This window comes from Microbulbifer sp. 2205BS26-8 (genome assembly GCF_030731025.1).
Lineage (GTDB): Bacteria > Pseudomonadota > Gammaproteobacteria > Pseudomonadales > Cellvibrionaceae > Microbulbifer > Microbulbifer spongiae.
In genome coordinates, this window is record NZ_JAVAMR010000021.1 from 14,808 (window position 1) to 31,675 (window position 16,868).

11 protein-coding genes are annotated in these 16,868 nt (G+C 55.4%); 2 read left to right on the plus strand and 9 right to left on the minus strand.

Going from position 1 to position 16,868, the window contains the following annotated elements:
• Positions 1–262: 262 nt before the first annotated feature.
• The 4 genes from Q5Y71_RS08890 to Q5Y71_RS08905 form a co-directional block, all read right to left on the minus strand.
• Positions 263–1,321, minus strand: coding sequence for a transposase (locus Q5Y71_RS08890; protein WP_306041732.1), 1,059 nt, complete (start codon positions 1,319–1,321; stop codon positions 263–265).
• A 121-nt stretch (positions 1,322–1,442) separates the two neighbouring features.
• Positions 1,443–1,916, minus strand: coding sequence for a hypothetical protein (locus Q5Y71_RS08895; RefSeq protein WP_306041733.1), 474 nt, complete (start codon positions 1,914–1,916; stop codon positions 1,443–1,445).
• Between the two features lie 1,124 nt (positions 1,917–3,040).
• The gene (locus tag Q5Y71_RS08900; protein ID WP_306041734.1) at positions 3,041–3,721 is read right to left on the minus strand and encodes a phosphoadenosine phosphosulfate reductase family protein; all 681 of its coding nucleotides are present in this window, start codon (positions 3,719–3,721) and stop codon (positions 3,041–3,043) included.
• Between the two features lie 139 nt (positions 3,722–3,860).
• Positions 3,861–4,304 (minus strand): GNAT family N-acetyltransferase, encoded by a 444-nt coding sequence (locus Q5Y71_RS08905; protein ID WP_306041735.1) that lies wholly within the window; start codon positions 4,302–4,304, stop codon positions 3,861–3,863.
• Positions 4,305–4,532: 228 nt separating this feature from the next.
• Here Q5Y71_RS08905 and Q5Y71_RS08910 point away from each other — a divergent pair, with 228 nt between their 5' ends.
• Positions 4,533–6,740, plus strand: a complete 2,208-nt coding sequence (locus Q5Y71_RS08910; protein WP_306041736.1) for a TonB-dependent receptor domain-containing protein — start codon at positions 4,533–4,535, stop codon at positions 6,738–6,740.
• 848 nt (positions 6,741–7,588) lie between these two features.
• On the opposite strand, the gene Q5Y71_RS08915 is transcribed toward Q5Y71_RS08910, so the two are convergent.
• The 4 genes from Q5Y71_RS08915 to glyQ all read right to left on the minus strand — a co-directional run bounded on the left by Q5Y71_RS08915 (position 7,589) and on the right by glyQ (position 14,560).
• On the minus strand, positions 7,589–10,570 hold the full coding sequence (locus Q5Y71_RS08915; protein WP_306041737.1) for a S8 family serine peptidase: 2,982 nt from the start codon (positions 10,568–10,570) through the stop codon (positions 7,589–7,591).
• A gap of 309 nt (positions 10,571–10,879) precedes the next feature.
• The gene (gene gmhB / locus Q5Y71_RS08920) at positions 10,880–11,467 is read right to left on the minus strand and encodes a D-glycero-beta-D-manno-heptose 1,7-bisphosphate 7-phosphatase (protein WP_306041738.1); all 588 of its coding nucleotides are present in this window, start codon (positions 11,465–11,467) and stop codon (positions 10,880–10,882) included.
• A 55-nt stretch (positions 11,468–11,522) separates the two neighbouring features.
• Positions 11,523–13,604, minus strand: a complete 2,082-nt coding sequence (gene glyS, locus Q5Y71_RS08925; RefSeq protein WP_306041739.1) for a glycine--tRNA ligase subunit beta — start codon at positions 13,602–13,604, stop codon at positions 11,523–11,525.
• On the minus strand, positions 13,604–14,560 hold the full coding sequence (gene glyQ / locus Q5Y71_RS08930; protein WP_306041740.1) for a glycine--tRNA ligase subunit alpha: 957 nt from the start codon (positions 14,558–14,560) through the stop codon (positions 13,604–13,606). The genes glyS and glyQ overlap by 1 nt, the downstream gene beginning before the upstream one ends.
• A 158-nt stretch (positions 14,561–14,718) precedes the next feature.
• Between glyQ and Q5Y71_RS08935 the strand changes: the two genes are divergently transcribed.
• The gene (locus tag Q5Y71_RS08935; protein ID WP_306041742.1) at positions 14,719–15,606 is read left to right on the plus strand and encodes a lysophospholipid acyltransferase family protein; all 888 of its coding nucleotides are present in this window, start codon (positions 14,719–14,721) and stop codon (positions 15,604–15,606) included.
• Between the two features lie 39 nt (positions 15,607–15,645).
• Here Q5Y71_RS08935 and Q5Y71_RS08940 read toward each other — a convergent pair whose 3' ends face one another.
• Positions 15,646–16,833: an FtsX-like permease family protein gene (locus Q5Y71_RS08940; RefSeq protein ID WP_306041744.1), complete on the minus strand. Its 1,188-nt coding sequence runs from the start codon at positions 16,831–16,833 to the stop codon at positions 15,646–15,648.
• Positions 16,834–16,868: the final 35 nt, after the last annotated feature.

Genomic DNA, 16,868 nt, shown 5'->3' on the forward strand with positions numbered 1-16,868 from the left:
AAACACCAGGCTCCAGCTTACCCAGTGCAGTAGGTTACGCTCCAGTCTGGCCACACGAGTGGTCAGTACGATTTCCCCAGAGCGCGCTCTAAAGCCGGCCAGTAGGCTCCCGGAGTGTTTTTCTCGCAGTTGAGTGAGTTCCTGGTCAAGCGCCCGATAATCCATTAGAAGACGCCAGGTTCAGGTCAATGATTATTTTTTCACACTGATTCAGCATCGCTTCGAGACAAACTGATTGCTGTTTGTTGACATCCTCCCTGCCCTAAAGGACGAGGATTCCTACAGCTAGACGGCGATGCCCCGCCGCAAGAATGTTCTTTGCCGCGTTGATATCGCGGTGGTGCTCAGCTCCGCACTCTGAGCAAGTCCATTCTCTTTTTCGCAAACCTGTCCTACCCTTCGGACTGCTATCGGGAATAGTCCCGCAGCACGAACAGGTTTGGGTGGAGTAGACTTCGTTGATTTCTTCAAAAGCCACGCCTGCGTGATCGCACTTGTATTCCAGCATGGTTTTGAGGGAGCCCCAGCCCGCATCTAAAACGGACTTGGCCATCTTGGTCTTGGTCAGGGCCTGGCTCGATACGTTACCAACGAAGATTGCCGCATTCTCATTGACGAGTTTGCGGCTGTATTTGTGCAGGGTATCTTGCCTGCGGTTTCTGATTTTGGCGTGTACAGCCTTTACGCGCCGCTTGTTTCTGGCTCTTTGGGCAATACCCAGCTTGGCCTCCAATTTGCGGTATTCACGGCCTTTAACGCCCTCGCCGTTGGAATCGGTAGCTGACTCCTTGCAACCGAGGTCAATGCCTACTGAAGCTTTACCTGCTGATTTCTCGGTTTCGACCGATACAACAACATTGAAATACCAGCGGCCCCTGGCGTCCTCGTTGAAGCTGGCAGAGCGGAACTTGTATTGGCTCAGGCCAAAGGAGTCCCAAACGGAAAAGAAACAGCCGTTGTGGAGGACCTGCCCATTCTTCCACTTGGCTGCGCCGGTGTTCACCGGAACCCAGCCAAGGGAGCGGCGAACACCGCCAGACTTGCGCCAGTTGAGTCGAGCTTTCTTGAACTGCTTTCTGCGGATGACGTACTCAGAAGCCACACACTGGAGCGTCTGGCTATGCAGGCCAAGTTCTTTGCCTGCGCCTTTGGTGTAGGGGTGCAGATCATAGGCAGACAAAAACTGTCCCCGCTCTTTGATTGAACGAGAGCTGAGTTCGTTGATGTAGTTCCAGACAAAATTTACAGAGCGAGCCATCTGATTGAGCTGCTTTGCATGTTTGTCCTTGACTCGAACTTTCAGCGTTTTTGTCTTCTGCATAGTCTCCTCAATCAATGTCATCAAACAGTATGTGCAAAAGTAAAGAGCACCACATTAGTCGGCTATCGCCGACGCGCTTACATCCCTGCACTAGAAGTACGGGGTTTGCCGCACAATCCGATCAAGGAATGTGTTGGTAGTTTCCATCGTCATCCCTGGTGCCACCTCCATTTGTTTGAAATTGCTGCTGGCACAGGTTAAACAATGCTTGGTTGTTTCGATACTGCCCACAATTAAAAGCCGAACCATTGTATTTTGATACTTGGAATTGACAATTAATATAATTGCTGCCATTCAGATTGTTACAAGTGGCCGCTGGAAGATTTGCAGATCTTGTATTGGCATTGCCAGTTGATTGACAATTCATATCTCTATTTTTACATTTTGGAGGATCTTCCCAAAATCCAAGAGTAGCCAGATATATTGCAAAATCTCTTTGCACTTTTACACATTCTGAATGTGAGGCAGGAATAAAAATACCAACGGAACACATTAATGCTTCACATACTAATTGTTCATCGCTGTCAATATCACATGCGGAAGCGCTGCCAACTATAAATGCACTAATGATTGTATATATGACTGTATTTTTCATATATTAACTCCTTTGCTATTGGAATGAGAGATTACAGGTGCGTTAAGAGAAAAGTCCCTAATGCTTGTTTTGTGAAAATCCTTTTCAAGCGTCTGCGATAGAGCGCTGTCCTCACCTAGCAAAGTGCGCACAGACATTAGCAGGCTGCTGAAAAAGTCCCTTTAACGAAATTTTTACCTTAACTCTTATAAAACCAGAAAATTCAGAGCCTACAAAACAAGTGTTTTTTTGATTCTAAAACTTCAAGATGATGATGCTTTAATTCAAAATCCGAGTTTTTCAGCAGCCTGCTAGTATCACGAAGTTAAAACTGGCTTGGGTGATCCTGACGACGGAGGTATTTTCTCAGTTATATTGGGTTGTAATTGTCGGGAAAATACATTCATGAAATTGCTATAAAATAACACGTTAGCAGTTCCGGGTAGCCGCAAATGGGAATCCAGAATAGGGGAAGATGCTGGCAGAAGACCTCAGAAACTTTCGGATGCTCTCCCTGGAATACTCTGGATTCCAATCAAGTCAACAACGGTTAGCCACCTAAGCGCGCGCAAACCGGTCGAGTTTTTCAAAAAGTTTCCGGCCTGAAAAAGCGCAACAGATTACACACACTTTACTAAAATAGGTCCCATGGCAACACACTGTACTAAGGCTTAGCACCAATCGTTATCTTCGTGCCAGCCCTGCCCATCAGACGTATTTCCTGATTAATGGACGCAGCCCGTAAAATTTCTCTTACTGGTATAATGCAAAAATTTGTGAGACACACACTATGGTCAGATTTAGCAGGGCAGAAGGGTTTGAAAGGGAAAAGTCTCAATAGGCCTGCGATTATTCTCAACCGCCCAAAAACCTTATCCATTAAACGGGTAACCCAGGCAACAGGGGGTTCCACCAAGTAAATAGACCGTAAGCCCGCTACGCATGGTTAGATGTCTACCTGGGGGGTGTTCATTGCGGCACAAACCCCGCTGTCGACAGCAAATCGGTGTGCGCCTTTGCAATAGCCGCAGTGCCACACACTGAACGATAGAATTGACAGATAACAGCGAAGTGATCAACCGAGGCCTCACAGGAAATAGCTGCACACACGCGAGGCGTTTAGACCCCGCTGGGCTGGAGCACCGTTACTTTTCCAGCAGCAAACCACATTCCCGGTGCTCTTCCCCCTTGGTGGGGTCAAAGTACACATCGTTATCCGGCAGCTCATTGTCGTAGACATAGCCTTCCACATCCACTTCCCTCAAATGGAACATCGGCGCCACGCGGATGGTGCCGTGATTGCCCAGGGTGAAAATGTCCAGGTTTTTGCGATGTGCGTTCTGGTCGTGGCGGATACCGTTCAACCAAACATCCGGTTTCAATTCCCCCATGGCACGATTAAACGGCTCCAGTTTTACCGTGCGTGAAAAAAAGTCGTGCTCGGGAGTGTCCAGCGGGGGGATACCGCCATACACGGCATGGTAATGGGCCGCTGACATCTTCGGGGCATAGGTGCGCAGATTCAGATTAAACTTGCTTACTACAGATTCTATATGGCGGTAGGTCTCCGGCGTGTTATAGCCGTGGTCTACCCAGATCACCGGAATATCCGGTTTTTCTCTGGTCACCAGGTGTAAAAAAGCCACTGCCAGCGGGCGAAAATTGGTAAACACCACCGGGTTTTGCGCACGCTCCATGGTAAATCGCATGATCTCGTTGGGCTTCTCTCCGGCGAAATCGCGGTTCAATGCGTCCAAATCGGCGCCGTGATGGAAGAATGGGTCAGAAGCCGCATGCAGGGAATTGGCGGAAGCGTTACGTCCCATAAAAATCAGTGCACAGAAAAACTAGGATGGAAGGCATGTTACCCAGTTCCTTATCTATATAGAAACAATAAAAAGAATTGAAGTAATAATTTTCAGTTATAAGCAATTCACCGCCGCGCAACGGGCATGTCCTGCCCCACTATCCCCGCAGTGTGCTGCAGCGCATCAGAATCAGCGGCTGTCCGTATTCCGCACAGTAGCAGCGCCCGGTTTCCACAAAGCCGTACCTCTGCAGGAAATAACGTGTGCGCAAGTTCTCCCTCAGCACCCGGGTCTGCAGTTGGGTTTTCCCCTGCCCGGCGGCAGCTACCAGGCTTGCACCGATACCGCAACCGGCAAACAGGGGGCTGACACACAGGTGGGCAAGCCGGTCTTGATCCAGAACAGTGATAAAGGCTTCGGCGACCGCCGGGTGACGGCCGGTAAACACCAGGCACAGACCGGCGCGTCGGCACTCACAGCGAAACTGGCGCACCCTATTTAGCCAGAAGGCTCGGGGCAGGGAGGGGTGTGAGCTGACCGCAGCGTGCAACCACAGCTGTTCCAGCCGGTCCAGCTCTTTGAATTCTGCCTTCCTAATCACGGGCGGCGCTCCCGAGACAAATACACAGGCACAATCCTAATCAGGGCAAAGTACGGCCCCTACAAAATGTTCTCCCAATCGGGCGGAAACCATCCGAAACGGGAAAATCCACCAGTGACACCAAAGGGCATAAAAAAATAACTGTTGAACCTCAAATCAATGGTAAAATGTAATCATTCTTATTAACAAATAAAACATTATTAACTTTAGTCACTCCCTGGAGGGTCCATGACACTTTTCCCCCGCTCGCCACTGGCATTTGCCCTGGCGGCATTGACGGCTATGCCGAGTCTGGCCGAAGAGCGCCTGGAGACTGTTTCGGTCATCGGCGATCCCGAATCCATCTCCAGCCTGCCGGGTTCAGCACACCTGATCGACACCGACGAGCTGGCCAAGTTTGAATTTGTGGATATCAACCGCATACTGCGCTCGGTGCCGGGTGTCTACCTGCTGGAAGAGGATGGTTACGGCTTGCGGCCGAACATCGGGATTCGCGGCGCCCAGGGGGGGCGCTCCGGCAAGATCTCTCTGATGGAAGATGGCGTGTTGATTGCGCCCGCACCTTATTCAGCCCCCGAGGCCTACTATTTCCCCAGCGCCGGCCGTCTGGATGCCATCGAGGTGCTGAAGGGCCCCGCTGCCCTGCTCTACGGCCCATTCACGGTGGGCGGCGCCGTGAATATGCTCAGCACACCAATCCCAGAAAGCCCTGTAGGCATGGTACAGCTCGAAGCCGGCGAGTATGGCGAGGCTCGCCTGCACAGCTATTACGGCACCAGCACCGAAAACACCGGCTGGCTGCTGGAAACCCAGCAACAGTATGCAGATGGTTTCCGCAGCATCGATCGCGCCGGCAGCGCGGATATTGCCAAAGAGGATTACCTGCTCAAGGGCCACCTGCGCTCCGATGCGGATGCGACCTATCGCCAACAACTGGATATCAAACTGCAGTACTCCGAAGAGGAGTCCGGCATGAGCTACCTGGGACTGAGTGATGCCGACTTAAACGACGGTCCCAACCGCCGCTACGGCATCAGCGCCCTGGATGAAATGCAGAACCGTCACAGCACCGTGCAGCTGAACCACAGCATTCAGCTGGACGAGGACTTCACGCTGCATACCCAGGCCTACTACAACAAGTTCAAGCGCGACTGGTTTAAGGTGGGCCTCGGAGACCTGATTGAGGAGGCGAATAGCGATGACGAAACTGTAGCTGCCAGTGCGCAAGCGATACTCAATGGGCAGCAGGATTACCTCGGTTTCGGTATCAAGCACAACAACCGTGAATACGAGTCCAAGGGTATCCAGGTGAGCGCCGACTGGCTGTTCGATACCGGCTCCATCAACCACGAATTGACCCTAGGTTTACGACGGCATTGGGATGAGGTGGACAGATACCAGCCCGTGGAGATCTATGACCAGATTAATGGTCAATTGGTATTTGATCGCGTTGAACTCCCCAGCCCTAGTAATAACCGTATTGAAGAGGCCGATGCCACCTCCTTCTTTATCTCCGACGATATCCAGTTGGGCAATAAACTGACCCTGACGGCGGTACTGCGTTATGAGGATTTGGAAACCCAGCAACAGCGCTATAACGATGCGCAGCGTACAGAGAAAGGCAGTTACCGCTCAAACCAAGTAGATGAGTGGCTGCCGGGGCTGGGGTTGGTGTATCAGGTCAGCGAGCAGTGGGGCCTGTTGGCGGGTGTGCATCGCGGTTTCGCCCCGCCCGGTGCCGGTGCTAAAAATGGCCAGGGTCCCGAGTTATCCACCAACTATGAGTGGGGTGCACGCTTTGATAACGGCACCCTCGCCGCCGAGCTGATCGCCTTCTATAGCGACTATGAGAATGCAGTGCAGAACTGCTCTGTGGCCGTATCCTGCCCCAATGGAGCCGAAAGTGGCACCTTTCAACTCGGTGAGGCGGAAATCAAGGGCCTGGAAGCTGCCTTGGGCAGCGAGTGGGTGCTCGCAAACGGCTGGACCCTGCCAGTGCGTGCCACCTACACCTACACTGATGCGGAGGTCACCGAAGACCAGGACTCGCTCTGCAATGGGGACCCCCTCTGCGATGTGAACCCTGAGGAACTCCTGCTGGCCGGCGATAACCTGGTATACCTGCCAGAAAATGTCTTCGCGGTATCTGCGGGCCTGGACAGTGGCGCCGCCTGGCGCCTGAACCTCACCGCAGCCTATCAGGATGAGATGTGTGTCAACACCCGCTGTAACCGCGGCGGTGCCAACCAGTTCGATTACACCGAGTCCCTGTGGGTGGTGGATGCCGCCGCACACTACGATTTCAGCGCCGACCTGACCGGTTACCTGAAAGTGGATAACCTGTTTGACGAGCAGGTGATTATCAGCCGCAGCCCGGAAGGCGCCCGCGCCAACCGGCCGCGCGCGGCCACTGTGGGGATCAAGTACATCTTCTGAATCACTTTGGCCAAATACCGCCGCCGTTAAGTCATTATTGTAGTTATATACCGCATCTCGCTACAGTAGCTTAACGGCCAGGTCGCTTCTCCTCCGAACCGGATGCGCACTTGCAACGCACTAGCTATTCGTTAAATCGCTGGTGAATGACACTCAGTTTAAGAGAGGGCGACTTCCATATATTTCAGGCTTACACTTCAGGTAATGATTGGCTTCTGGATAGCATCAACATGATCGTTTACGAACCGGGGCGGTACCATATGGATGACGATCAACGGTCTGAGAGATGACAAAATATGTACAAGCAATAGCTCTTATAAAATCGGCACCTTGCAATTTGGCAGAACTTTGGTACCGATTTTACTGCACTCACTATCCAACGCGTTTATGTTGCCTACCAAACAGTACTAGAGAAGGGATTGAAACCAGATTCACTTTGTAACAATAAGGCTATTTGTCAAATACTATACGGACGTTTGTCGTAAGTATAAGTATGTCTATTTCTCTATAGTCGGTTTTTTCATGTCTGGGCCCAACACAACGGTTTAGGCGGGGTTTTATAAGCAGGTATTTTTTCTAAGAAGGTCTGTCAACGAATACCTAATGACCCCAATCGATGTGCAGCAATTTGGGAGAGTGCCCTCAAAACACGTTGGATTTGAACAGGTTCCCTCATGCCGGTGGTCTTTCTGGGATAAAGACTTTAACCCTGATTTCTTGAAAATTGTCGCTGTATTTAAACCGAGAGCGATTGTCAGTCATTGTAAAAAAATACCGGCGCAGACAAAAAAGTCTTTGCCGGTATTCGGAAATGATAAAGTAGCCCAATGGCGGGGCAAGTTATCCTCTCACTGGGTGTTGACCATCACTTCAGTTTCTGCGAAGACCTGCGCGCCATTGCCGTGGTTCAGGATGCCGAGGGCACGGGTATTGGGCGCAAGCCCCATCCACTCAAGCGCGATAGTGCCGCTGCTATTCAGTTGCGCCTGGCCCGGTGCAATCAACTGGGTATTGCCACTGTCACCGGTCAGGTTGAAATTAAACAGCGTGAAAGGCGTTGCGCCTGCTGCAGAATCGTAGTCATCGACAAACGCGGCGTATTCCCCGGGCGCGGGGTTGAGTATGGTCACGGACTCGGTAGAGGTTTCAGAACCGCTGCTGCCCACTTCCGGGAAATCGGGAGCCGGCCCAAACACCCGTAAATCCAGATCATCACTGCCGCTGCCATCGCCTACATCGGCATCGAACAGGGCTATGCGGGCCAGATTCGTTCCTTCTGGCACGTCGAAGAAGATCAATTGGGAACCGCCGTCCTCTACACTGCCGGGATTGGCCACGCCTTCTGCCAGGCCGTTTACCGTCACCTGGTAGTCGCCGTTATAGCCGAACCGCACATCCAGATTGAGGATGCCGTCGGTACCTTCAGCGGCGACCTGTGTTGGTGCCGACAAGGCTACCGGACGGACGGCGACAGGGCTGCGCACATGGTAGCGGGTGCCCACTGATTGCCAGCTCAGGTCGCCGAAAGCCCACTTGTTCATTGCAGCGTTCTCAGTGACTGTGAAAGTAACCTCAAACTCCGCGCTTTCCCCCTCTCTTAATCGCAGCACGCGCGGATGTACCTGTACCTCGACACCAACTGGCGCATTAACCGAGACCCAGTACCACTTTGAGCCGCGGGATACGCTGGTGACACGGCGTTTTACGGTCTGGGTTCCCACCAGTGCACCAATACCGATAGAGGGCAGGTTCAGGTCACTGCTGTCAATGGAATAACCCAGATTAACCAGGTTGTCACAGGTCGTGCGCTCGACAATTTGCGGCTGATTTTCAGCGCCGCATAAAAACGCCAGGTAGTCATTAAAACCGGCGTCGTAAACCAGGCCGGGCTGGAGAGCGGAAGAGGGTGCGATGGCGCCGGCACCGATATCGAACGGATCTGCCATTTCCGGGCCGAATGTTTTGCGCAAGTCGGTGCGGGCCGTACTCATTAGCGCGGACTTGGCCATTGCCGGAGACCAGTCCGGGTGGGCCTGTTTCAGCAGCGCCATCACACCGGCCACATGGGGGCTGGCCATGGAAGTACCACTCAGGCGTCCAAACAGGCTGCCACCGCTTAGCGTCGGCGAAATACCGGCGAGAATGCCAACACCCGGTGCCGCCACATCCGGCTTGATAATATCCGGCGCGCCGGCATTGTAGCCCCGGGAGGAAAAGCTGGCGATACGGTCTTCGCGGGAAATCTGCAGTGCGGGGTCCAGTATGCCACTGACGCCTTCACTGCCCGCAATCAGTTCGCCATCCGCATAGCGGATCATCACGCCGGGAATACGCGTGTCCGGCGCGGACATGGCAATCGGATCAAAGCGATCCACCGCCGTGCCATCGTTGTATACGACGATCGCAACCGCACCGGCGTCCGCCACATTATTGTACTTGTCCGTGAAGGAGCAGCCCCCGCGTTTTACCAGGGCGATTTTGCCTGCCATAACCGCGCTGTTATCGAGTGCAGCGCAAGCTTCGAGCGGCACACTGACGAGGACAGGTGCCGACAGCAGCCCAGCGTCCTGCATGGAGACGGGGCCACTGCCCTCCAGAGCATCGTAAGTTCCGGCGATAGGCGCTGGTGAATCCACGCGCAATGCCGTACCAAAGCGTTGGTCATCCTCAGCGGCAGCCACTGCAGTGATCCAGGGAACGCCGGAAGGTGTGCCGATGGTGGCGACACCAGGGCCCCCGTTACCGGCGGAAGTGGCAACGAAAACACCCGCCTCCGCAGCAAACAGGTATGCGATATCGTCCGCACCGGTGAAGTTGGTGCTGCCGCCACCTACAGAGTAGTTGATCACGTCCACGCCATCGGCCACGGCCTCGTCAATAGCCGCCATAGCGTCCGCCGAGGAGCAGCCGCTGTCGTCCGGGTTCGGCGCATCCCAGCATACCTTGTACACGGCAACCCTTGCCCGCGGCGCCATGCCGGTAAGGGTTTCCCCATCCGGTGTCACCACACCGTAGTTGCCGGCGGCGGTGGTGGCGGTGTGGGTGCCGTGCCCGTCGGCATCCCGCGCAGAGAGGAATTCGTAGTCCGCCAGTGTACCCGTGGAGCGGAAGGCGTCGGAAAAGGACTTGGCCTTGATCAGTTTGTTGTTACAGGTGAAAGCAGCGTCGTTGGGGTTGAATGCGGTATTGCCAAAATCACAGCCCTCACCAACAAAGGATTCGGGCACAGGCCCGTAGGGAATAGAAGCGCCGCGGTTGCCTTGGCGGGGCGTGGGGATGTCGGCAAGGCTGAGATGCTCGGGGTGAATACCGCTATCGATCACACCGACAACCACATTTTCACCGGTTATCCCCCAGAGCCAGGGGCTGGGTATACGGGTCAGGCCGAGAAAGTCCGCAGTGGAATCTGTATGGGGTTTGAGCAGACGATCTTCCCATACGCCCTTGACCTCAGTGTGGCTGCGCAACGCCTCGGCTTCTTTTTTGCTCATTACCGCCGCGAAACCGTTAAAGGCCGTATCGTACTCATGCACCTTGCGCACACTGGGCATGGAGGACAGCACCCGCTCACGGCGCGACTTGAGGAACCCGGCATAGTGTCGGTAGCTGCCGCTGCGCCGGTCAAGCCTGCGCTGCAAAGCGGATTTCACCGCGGACGATCCGGGGGCGGCGCCGCTGTACGAGGATAGCGGTTCACCATTTAGTTGAACGATATAAACCTTTCTGTGCTTTTCGGCATTGGCAGCGGGTTTGCCACTGCCCGTTTCAGCGAAACTGCTGCCCGAAATGAGCAGTCCGGTCATGAGCGCGAAAATTATCGTTTTTTTCATTGAAAAGTTCCTTTTATGTTTTTACGCAGGCGGGAAAATAGCGGCTGGCAGGGTAATCTCTGTAACGCTGCGGCACACACTGTATTTTCAGTGCCGCGCAACAGGGCCCTCTTCGAAACGCCGCGCCCATCCATGGTCTGTCAGAAATAGCGGTTGCAATGGTGGACTTGCCCGTCCCATTACCAGCTTTTAAAGGAATGTCGTCTACAACTCAACGTGTTGGCACACAATTTATTGTGTAGTAATGGGTGCGGCGGAAAGGGCAGGGAGAGAAAGATAAGCAAGTCATGTATGTGCAAATCGACCGGTTCAAGGCGCAGCCGGAAACCTGTTTGCGTCCTCCACACACCCGTCCAACAAAAATTGAGCAAACTGCGCCAAGTCCGCAAATAGAACCGTGTTCTCAAGGTGTGGATTGGAATGCGCCATTATCTTTTTCAACGTGCGTTCCCCCTCACCGGATTTAAGCAGTACCGGCTTGCAGCCTTTTGCCAGCGCCAACTGCAAATCCTCGAGCTTATCCCCGAGCAGATAGCATCCGTACAAACTGGTATCGAACTCCGCCTCTATCGCTTCGAGTAATCCCGGTTTGGGTTTACGGCAACGGCAGTGGTCCTCCGGGCCGTGGGGGCAGTAAAAGATCGCGGCGATCTCACCGCCGGCATCCTCCACCAGCGCGCGCAACCTGGTATGTATGGCCTCCAGGTCATCGAGATCAAACCGACCGAGGGTCAGACCGCTCTGGTTGGTGGCAATCACCAGCTGGTAACCGGCGCGACTGAGCGCAGCCAGGGCTTCGATACTGCCGGGCAGGGGCTGCCACTCATCGGCAGATCTGACGCAGGTGTCGGGGGCTTCGTTGATAACCCCATCGCGCCCGAGAATGATCATTGGCATGGCTGATACGCCCTGTTGGTTTGAAGCGAAGCAGAAGCCGGGGCTCCTATAGGGGTTATTTGGCCGGTGCCAGCAGGGAAATATCGGCAACTTGCAGAAACAGTGCCCGCAGCTGGGCCAGCAGGGCCAGGCGGTTCTCGCGCAGTCGCTCGTCGTCGCTCATCACCATCACACGGTCAAAGAAAGTGTCTACGGTTTCCCGCAAACCCGCCAGGCCAGCGAGACCCTCGGCGAAGTGCGCATCGCTGTACAGTGGCTCCACCTCAGCTCGGGCCACCTGCACAGCGGCGTACAGGGCCTTCTCCGCCTCTTCCTGCAACAGGGCCTCGTCGATAGTTTCGGGCAAGGCGGTGTCAAGCTTGGCGAGGATATTGGAAACACGCTTGTTGGCGGCAGCCAGGGCACCGGACTCCGGCAGCTGGCTGAAGGCGTTGACCGCGTGCACACGGTTGTCGATATCCAGTGGGCGCGACAAATTGCGTGCGGCCACCGACATAAACACCTCGGCGGCGATACCTTCGTCTTCATAACGGGCGCGAAAGCGCTCCAACACATACTGCAGGGCCTGCTCCACAACCCTGTCATACTCCCCCAGGGCAGTGCGCGGATAATTGTCGCGAGCCAGCTCCAGCAGTTGGCGCAGATCCAAGTCGAGACGCTTTTCCACCAGAATGCGGATAATGCCGAGGCTGGCGCGGCGCAGGGCGAAGGGATCACGGGAGCCGCTGGGAGGCTGGCCGATGCCGAAGATGCCCACCAGAGTATCCAGGCGATCCGCCAGGGCGATCACGGTACCGGTCTCACTGGCGGGCAGCTCGTCACCGGCGAACTTCGGCATGTACTGTTCATACATGGCCTTGGCCACATCCAGCGGCTCGCCATCGTTTTCCGCGTAATAGTAACCCGCGATACCCTGCATATCGGCGAATTCAAACACCATCTCGGTAACCAGGTCCGACTTGCACAGGCGCCCGGCGCGTTCGGCCCAGTTGCTGTGGGCACCCACCTGTTCAGCGATGACACGCGCCAGAGCGGAGACCCGCTCGGTCTTGTCGTAGACACTGCCCAGATGTTGCTGGAACACAATCTGGCGCAATTTCTCCCGACGAGACTCCAGACTGGTCTGTTTGTCGGTCTCGAAGAAAAAGGCGGCATCTGCCAGTCGCGGGCGGATGACGCGCTCATTGCCGTGGATCACCTGGGCGGCATCCTGGCTCTCGATATTGGACACGGTGATAAAGAAAGGCAGCAATTGGCCATCTTCATTCACCACGTGGAAATACTTCTGGTGCGCCTTCATGGAGGAGATCAGGGCTTCTGCGGGCACTTCCAGAAAGCGCTCCTCGAAGCGGCCGGTGAGGGCGACAGGCCATTCCACCAGCGCAGTCACTTCGTCGAGCAGATCGTCGTCAATTACCGCTTCACCATTAACGTTATTGGCCTCGGCAATCACCTGGACACGAATGGCTTCGCGGCGCTCGGCGAAGTCCGCCATTACGTAGCCGGGCTCGCGCAGAACCTGCGCATAATCGTGGGCGGAGTGGATCTCCAGCGCGCGATTGCAGTGGAAGCGATGACCACGGCTGGTATTACCGGCTTTTAAGCCGAGCACTTCGCCATCTACCACCTTGTTGCCAAATAGCATGACGAGCCAGTGCACCGGACGCACGAACTCCTCGCGGCGCGCACCCCAGCGCATACGCTTGGGAATAGGCAGTTGAGCCAACGCTTTCTCGACAATGCCCGCCAACAAGGATTCAGTTTCAGCGCCTTTCTGCTCGCTGATAAAAGCCAGGCGCTCGCCTTTGTCAGTCTCTTTGCGTCCCAGCTCTTCAACGGTCACGTCGTTGCTGCGGGCGAAACCCTCAGCGGCTTTACTGGGCTTACCCTCTTTATCGAAGGCGACTTTGACGGCCGGGCCCAGCTTTTCAATTTGCTTGTCTTGCTGCTTGTCTGCCAAGCCGAACACCGCTACTGCCAGGCGGCGCGGAGCTGCGTAGGCTTTAACCTCGCCAAAAGACAACTCGGCGCCCTTGAGACCTTGGGTAATACCATCGGCGAAAGCGTTCATCAATTTGTGCAACGCCCTGGGTGGCAGCTCTTCGGTGCCCAGCTCTACCAGAAAATCCTGAGCCATTACTGCTTCTCCTCTTGCTCGATGTCTTCCGCCAAAATATCTGCCCGCAAGGCATCATCTGCCATGGGGAAGCCTAAGGCGCGGCGCGCATCGTAGTAAGCCTGTGCCACGGCGCGGGCCAGGGTGCGTACACGCAGGATATAGCGCTGGCGTTCGGTCACTGAGATGGCGTGGCGTGCATCCAGCAGGTTAAAGGCGTGGGAGGCCTTCATGACTTGCTCGTAAGCGGGCAACGGCAGGCCCAGTTCAATCAGGCGCGCACTTTCGCGTTCACAGTGATCGAAGGTGGCGAACAGGAACTCTACGTCGGCATGTTCAAAGTTATAGTGGGACATCTCCACTTCGTTCTGGTGGAAAACATCGCCGTAGGTGACGGGGCTGCCACCTGGGTTGCGGGTCCACACCAAGTCGTAGATGGATTCCACGCCCTGCAAGTACATAGCGATACGCTCGAGACCATAGGTGATCTCGCCGGTGACCGGGAAGCACTCCAGACCACCTACCTGCTGGAAATAGGTAAACTGGGTCACTTCCATACCGTTTAGCCACACTTCCCAGCCGAGACCCCAGGCGCCCAGGGTCGGGGACTCCCAGTTGTCCTCCACAAAGCGGATATCGTGGATGGCCGGGTCCACCCCCATGGTGCGCAGGCTGTCGAGGTACAGTTCCTGGATATTGTCCGGGGACGGTTTCAACACTACCTGGTATTGGTAGTAGTGCTGCAAGCGGTTGGGGTTTTCGCCATAGCGGCCGTCGGTGGGGCGGCGACACGGCTGTACATAGGCTGCATTCCAGTTTTCCGGACCCACGGCGCGCAGGAAGGTCGCCGGATGAAAAGTGCCGGCACCCACTTCCATATCCAGAGGCTGTAGAATGACGCACCCCTGGCGCGCCCAATAATCCTGCAGGGCAAAAGCAAGTCCCTGAAAGGTACTGAGATCGTATTGCTTGGACACCGTTATCTCCGGATCAGTATCAGCTGTGGGCAAAGGGACGCAATTATAGCGGCAGCAGCTCTCGCGCTTAAAGCACTGTGGCCGTGCCGGGCAGTTTGACCAGCTGTGTCTGGTCTCTTGGCCGTTTGCTGCGGCGTTTGGTATAGGAAGTGAGTGCAGTGGATATTAAGGGGTACCTCGCGGCAGGTGTACTAAAAATGGTGGGCAGACTGCCACTGAAATGGTCGCGGCGCTTGGGGCGCTGCGCCGGCGGACTGGCGGTGCTGTTTCGCACAGAGGGCCTGCGCCGGAGTCGTATCAACCTGCGGCTCTGCTACCCGGCCATGGACACTGGAAAACGGGAGCAACTGGCTCGCGAGAGTGTGGTGAGCACTGCTATGACCGGCTGCGAAATGGCGAGCCTCTGGCATCACTCCTGGGCTGTCAATAAAAACACCATCCTGGGGGTGCGCAATCTGCAGTTGCTGTCACAAGGCAACGAGGATGGTCGCGGTACACTGGTGCTGATGCCGCATACGGGCAACTGGGAGATTTTCGGTATCTTCCTGGCGTCTTTGAGACCCTCCTTGGCGCTGTATGCACCCCCAAAAATTGCCGCCCTGGATTCGATTATCCGCACTGGCCGTGAGCAAACCGGCGCCCAGATGGTACCCACCAATGTTCACGGCGTGCGCGCCCTGCTCAAGTGCCTGAAGGCCGGCCATATCGCCATGGTGCTGCCGGACCAGGAGCCGGATATGGGCGGCGACTTCGCCCCCTTTTTCGGTCGTCCGGCACTCACCATGACCCTGGCCCACAACCTGCTAAAACGCACCCAGTGTCACTGTGTATTCGGCTTTGGCATGCGGGTGGAGGCAGGCTTCGAACTGGTTTTCCTGCCCGCGGAGAAAGCGATCTACAGTGACGAGCAGAAGGTTTCCCTGGCGGCCATGAATCGCGGCGTGGAGGCCTGTATTGCCGCAGCACCGGAACAGTACCAGTGGGAATACAAACGCTTTCGCAAACAGCCACAGGGCAAAAGCACCGTCTACCGCAAGAAACAGTAGGCCCCGTGAGGGCACCTTTGCTTGTACGCAGCAGCCCGCTCAGGCTCCGTGACGAAATGCCACAATCACCGGCATGCGCGCCGCGCGCCAGGCGGGGAAAAAACCACTGATAAAGCCGATGACCAACGCCAGTATGGCTCCTTGCAGAAACAGCTCCGGCGACATCTCAAAACTGAAAACCACCTGGGTAAAGCTACCCCCCAGAGTGGAGGTGTTGAGACCGTCAAAGAAAACATACGCAGCGAGGGAACCGAGGAGGCCGCCGGCGACCGCCAGCACCATGGCCTCGGCAACCGTGCCGCAGAAGGCGGAAAAACTGCTGAAACCCAGCGCGCGCAGAGTGGCGATCTCCCTGGCCCGGTCCGCCACTGAGGTGTACATGGTGTTGAGCGCGCCGGCCAGGGCACCGAGGGCCATAATGGCACTGACAATCCAGCCGAAAATGGCAATGTACTGCAATTGTTTTCCCTGGCTGGCGAAATAATCGCGTTCGGTCTGAATCTCCAGATTCAGGCGCGGTTCCCGTTCGAGGGTTTTCTGTAGCGGCCCAAGGTCTCCGTCATTGTCCAGCTTCACGCGGATTGACTGATAGCTGTTGCCGCGGTTGTAATGGCTCTGGATAATATTGATATCCGCCCACAGCTCGCTTTCAAAAATATTGCCTTCAGTGGCAAACACACCCACCACAGTCCACAGGTTTTTGCCAAAACGCACTGACCTGCCGATCTCGAAGCCATCGAACTCCCGCAGTACCCCCGCGCCGACAACCAACTCGTTGGTACCCGGGGTAAACAGGCGCCCTTCTACCAAACGCATATTGGTACGCATATCCATACCGGCTGTATTGAGCCCGCGCAGGGGGATATTGGCCTCGGTTCCGCTGGACTTCTTGATGCCATCCACAATCACGTAAAGCTCTGGTGAAATCAACGGACCGCCGGTGCCCCGAGCGACACCGGCAGATGCGCCAATCAGGTTGACCTGATCCTGAAGAATCACCGAATTGAGTTCGGTTGAAGAGCCCTCGCGCATCAGGATGGCGATCTGGCTGGAACCGGCACCGCGCATGGTCTCCTCGAAACCCTTGGCCATGGCGAGAAACGCCAGCAATATTGCCACCACCACTGCCGAAGCCAACACCATGGCCAGCGACATCCAAAGGCGACGGCGCAAACTGCCGAGATTCATCAGGGTTACCGAGACAATTTGTGCAATAAGAGAACCCATTCTTTTTCCTCCTCGTCGAAGCCTCGCTGTCATTC

What these genes read in the sequence shown, in the direction of transcription:
- Q5Y71_RS08940 (WP_306041744.1), bottom strand. Translation starts at nt 16,833, where the DNA reads ATGGGTTCTCTTATTGCACAAATTGTCTCGGTAACCCTGATGAATCTC.
- Q5Y71_RS08900 (WP_306041734.1), bottom strand. Translation starts at nt 3,721, where the DNA reads ATGGGACGTAACGCTTCCGCCAATTCCCTGCATGCGGCTTCTGACCCA.
- Q5Y71_RS08895 (WP_306041733.1), bottom strand. Translation starts at nt 1,916, where the DNA reads ATGAAAAATACAGTCATATATACAATCATTAGTGCATTTATAGTTGGC.
- glyS (WP_306041739.1), bottom strand. Translation starts at nt 13,604, where the DNA reads ATGGCTCAGGATTTTCTGGTAGAGCTGGGCACCGAAGAGCTGCCACCC.
- gmhB (WP_306041738.1), bottom strand. Translation starts at nt 11,467, where the DNA reads ATGCCAATGATCATTCTCGGGCGCGATGGGGTTATCAACGAAGCCCCC.
- Q5Y71_RS08910 (WP_306041736.1), top strand. Translation starts at nt 4,533, where the DNA reads ATGACACTTTTCCCCCGCTCGCCACTGGCATTTGCCCTGGCGGCATTG.
- Q5Y71_RS08915 (WP_306041737.1), bottom strand. Translation starts at nt 10,570, where the DNA reads ATGAAAAAAACGATAATTTTCGCGCTCATGACCGGACTGCTCATTTCG.
- Q5Y71_RS08890 (WP_306041732.1), bottom strand. Translation starts at nt 1,321, where the DNA reads ATGCAGAAGACAAAAACGCTGAAAGTTCGAGTCAAGGACAAACATGCA.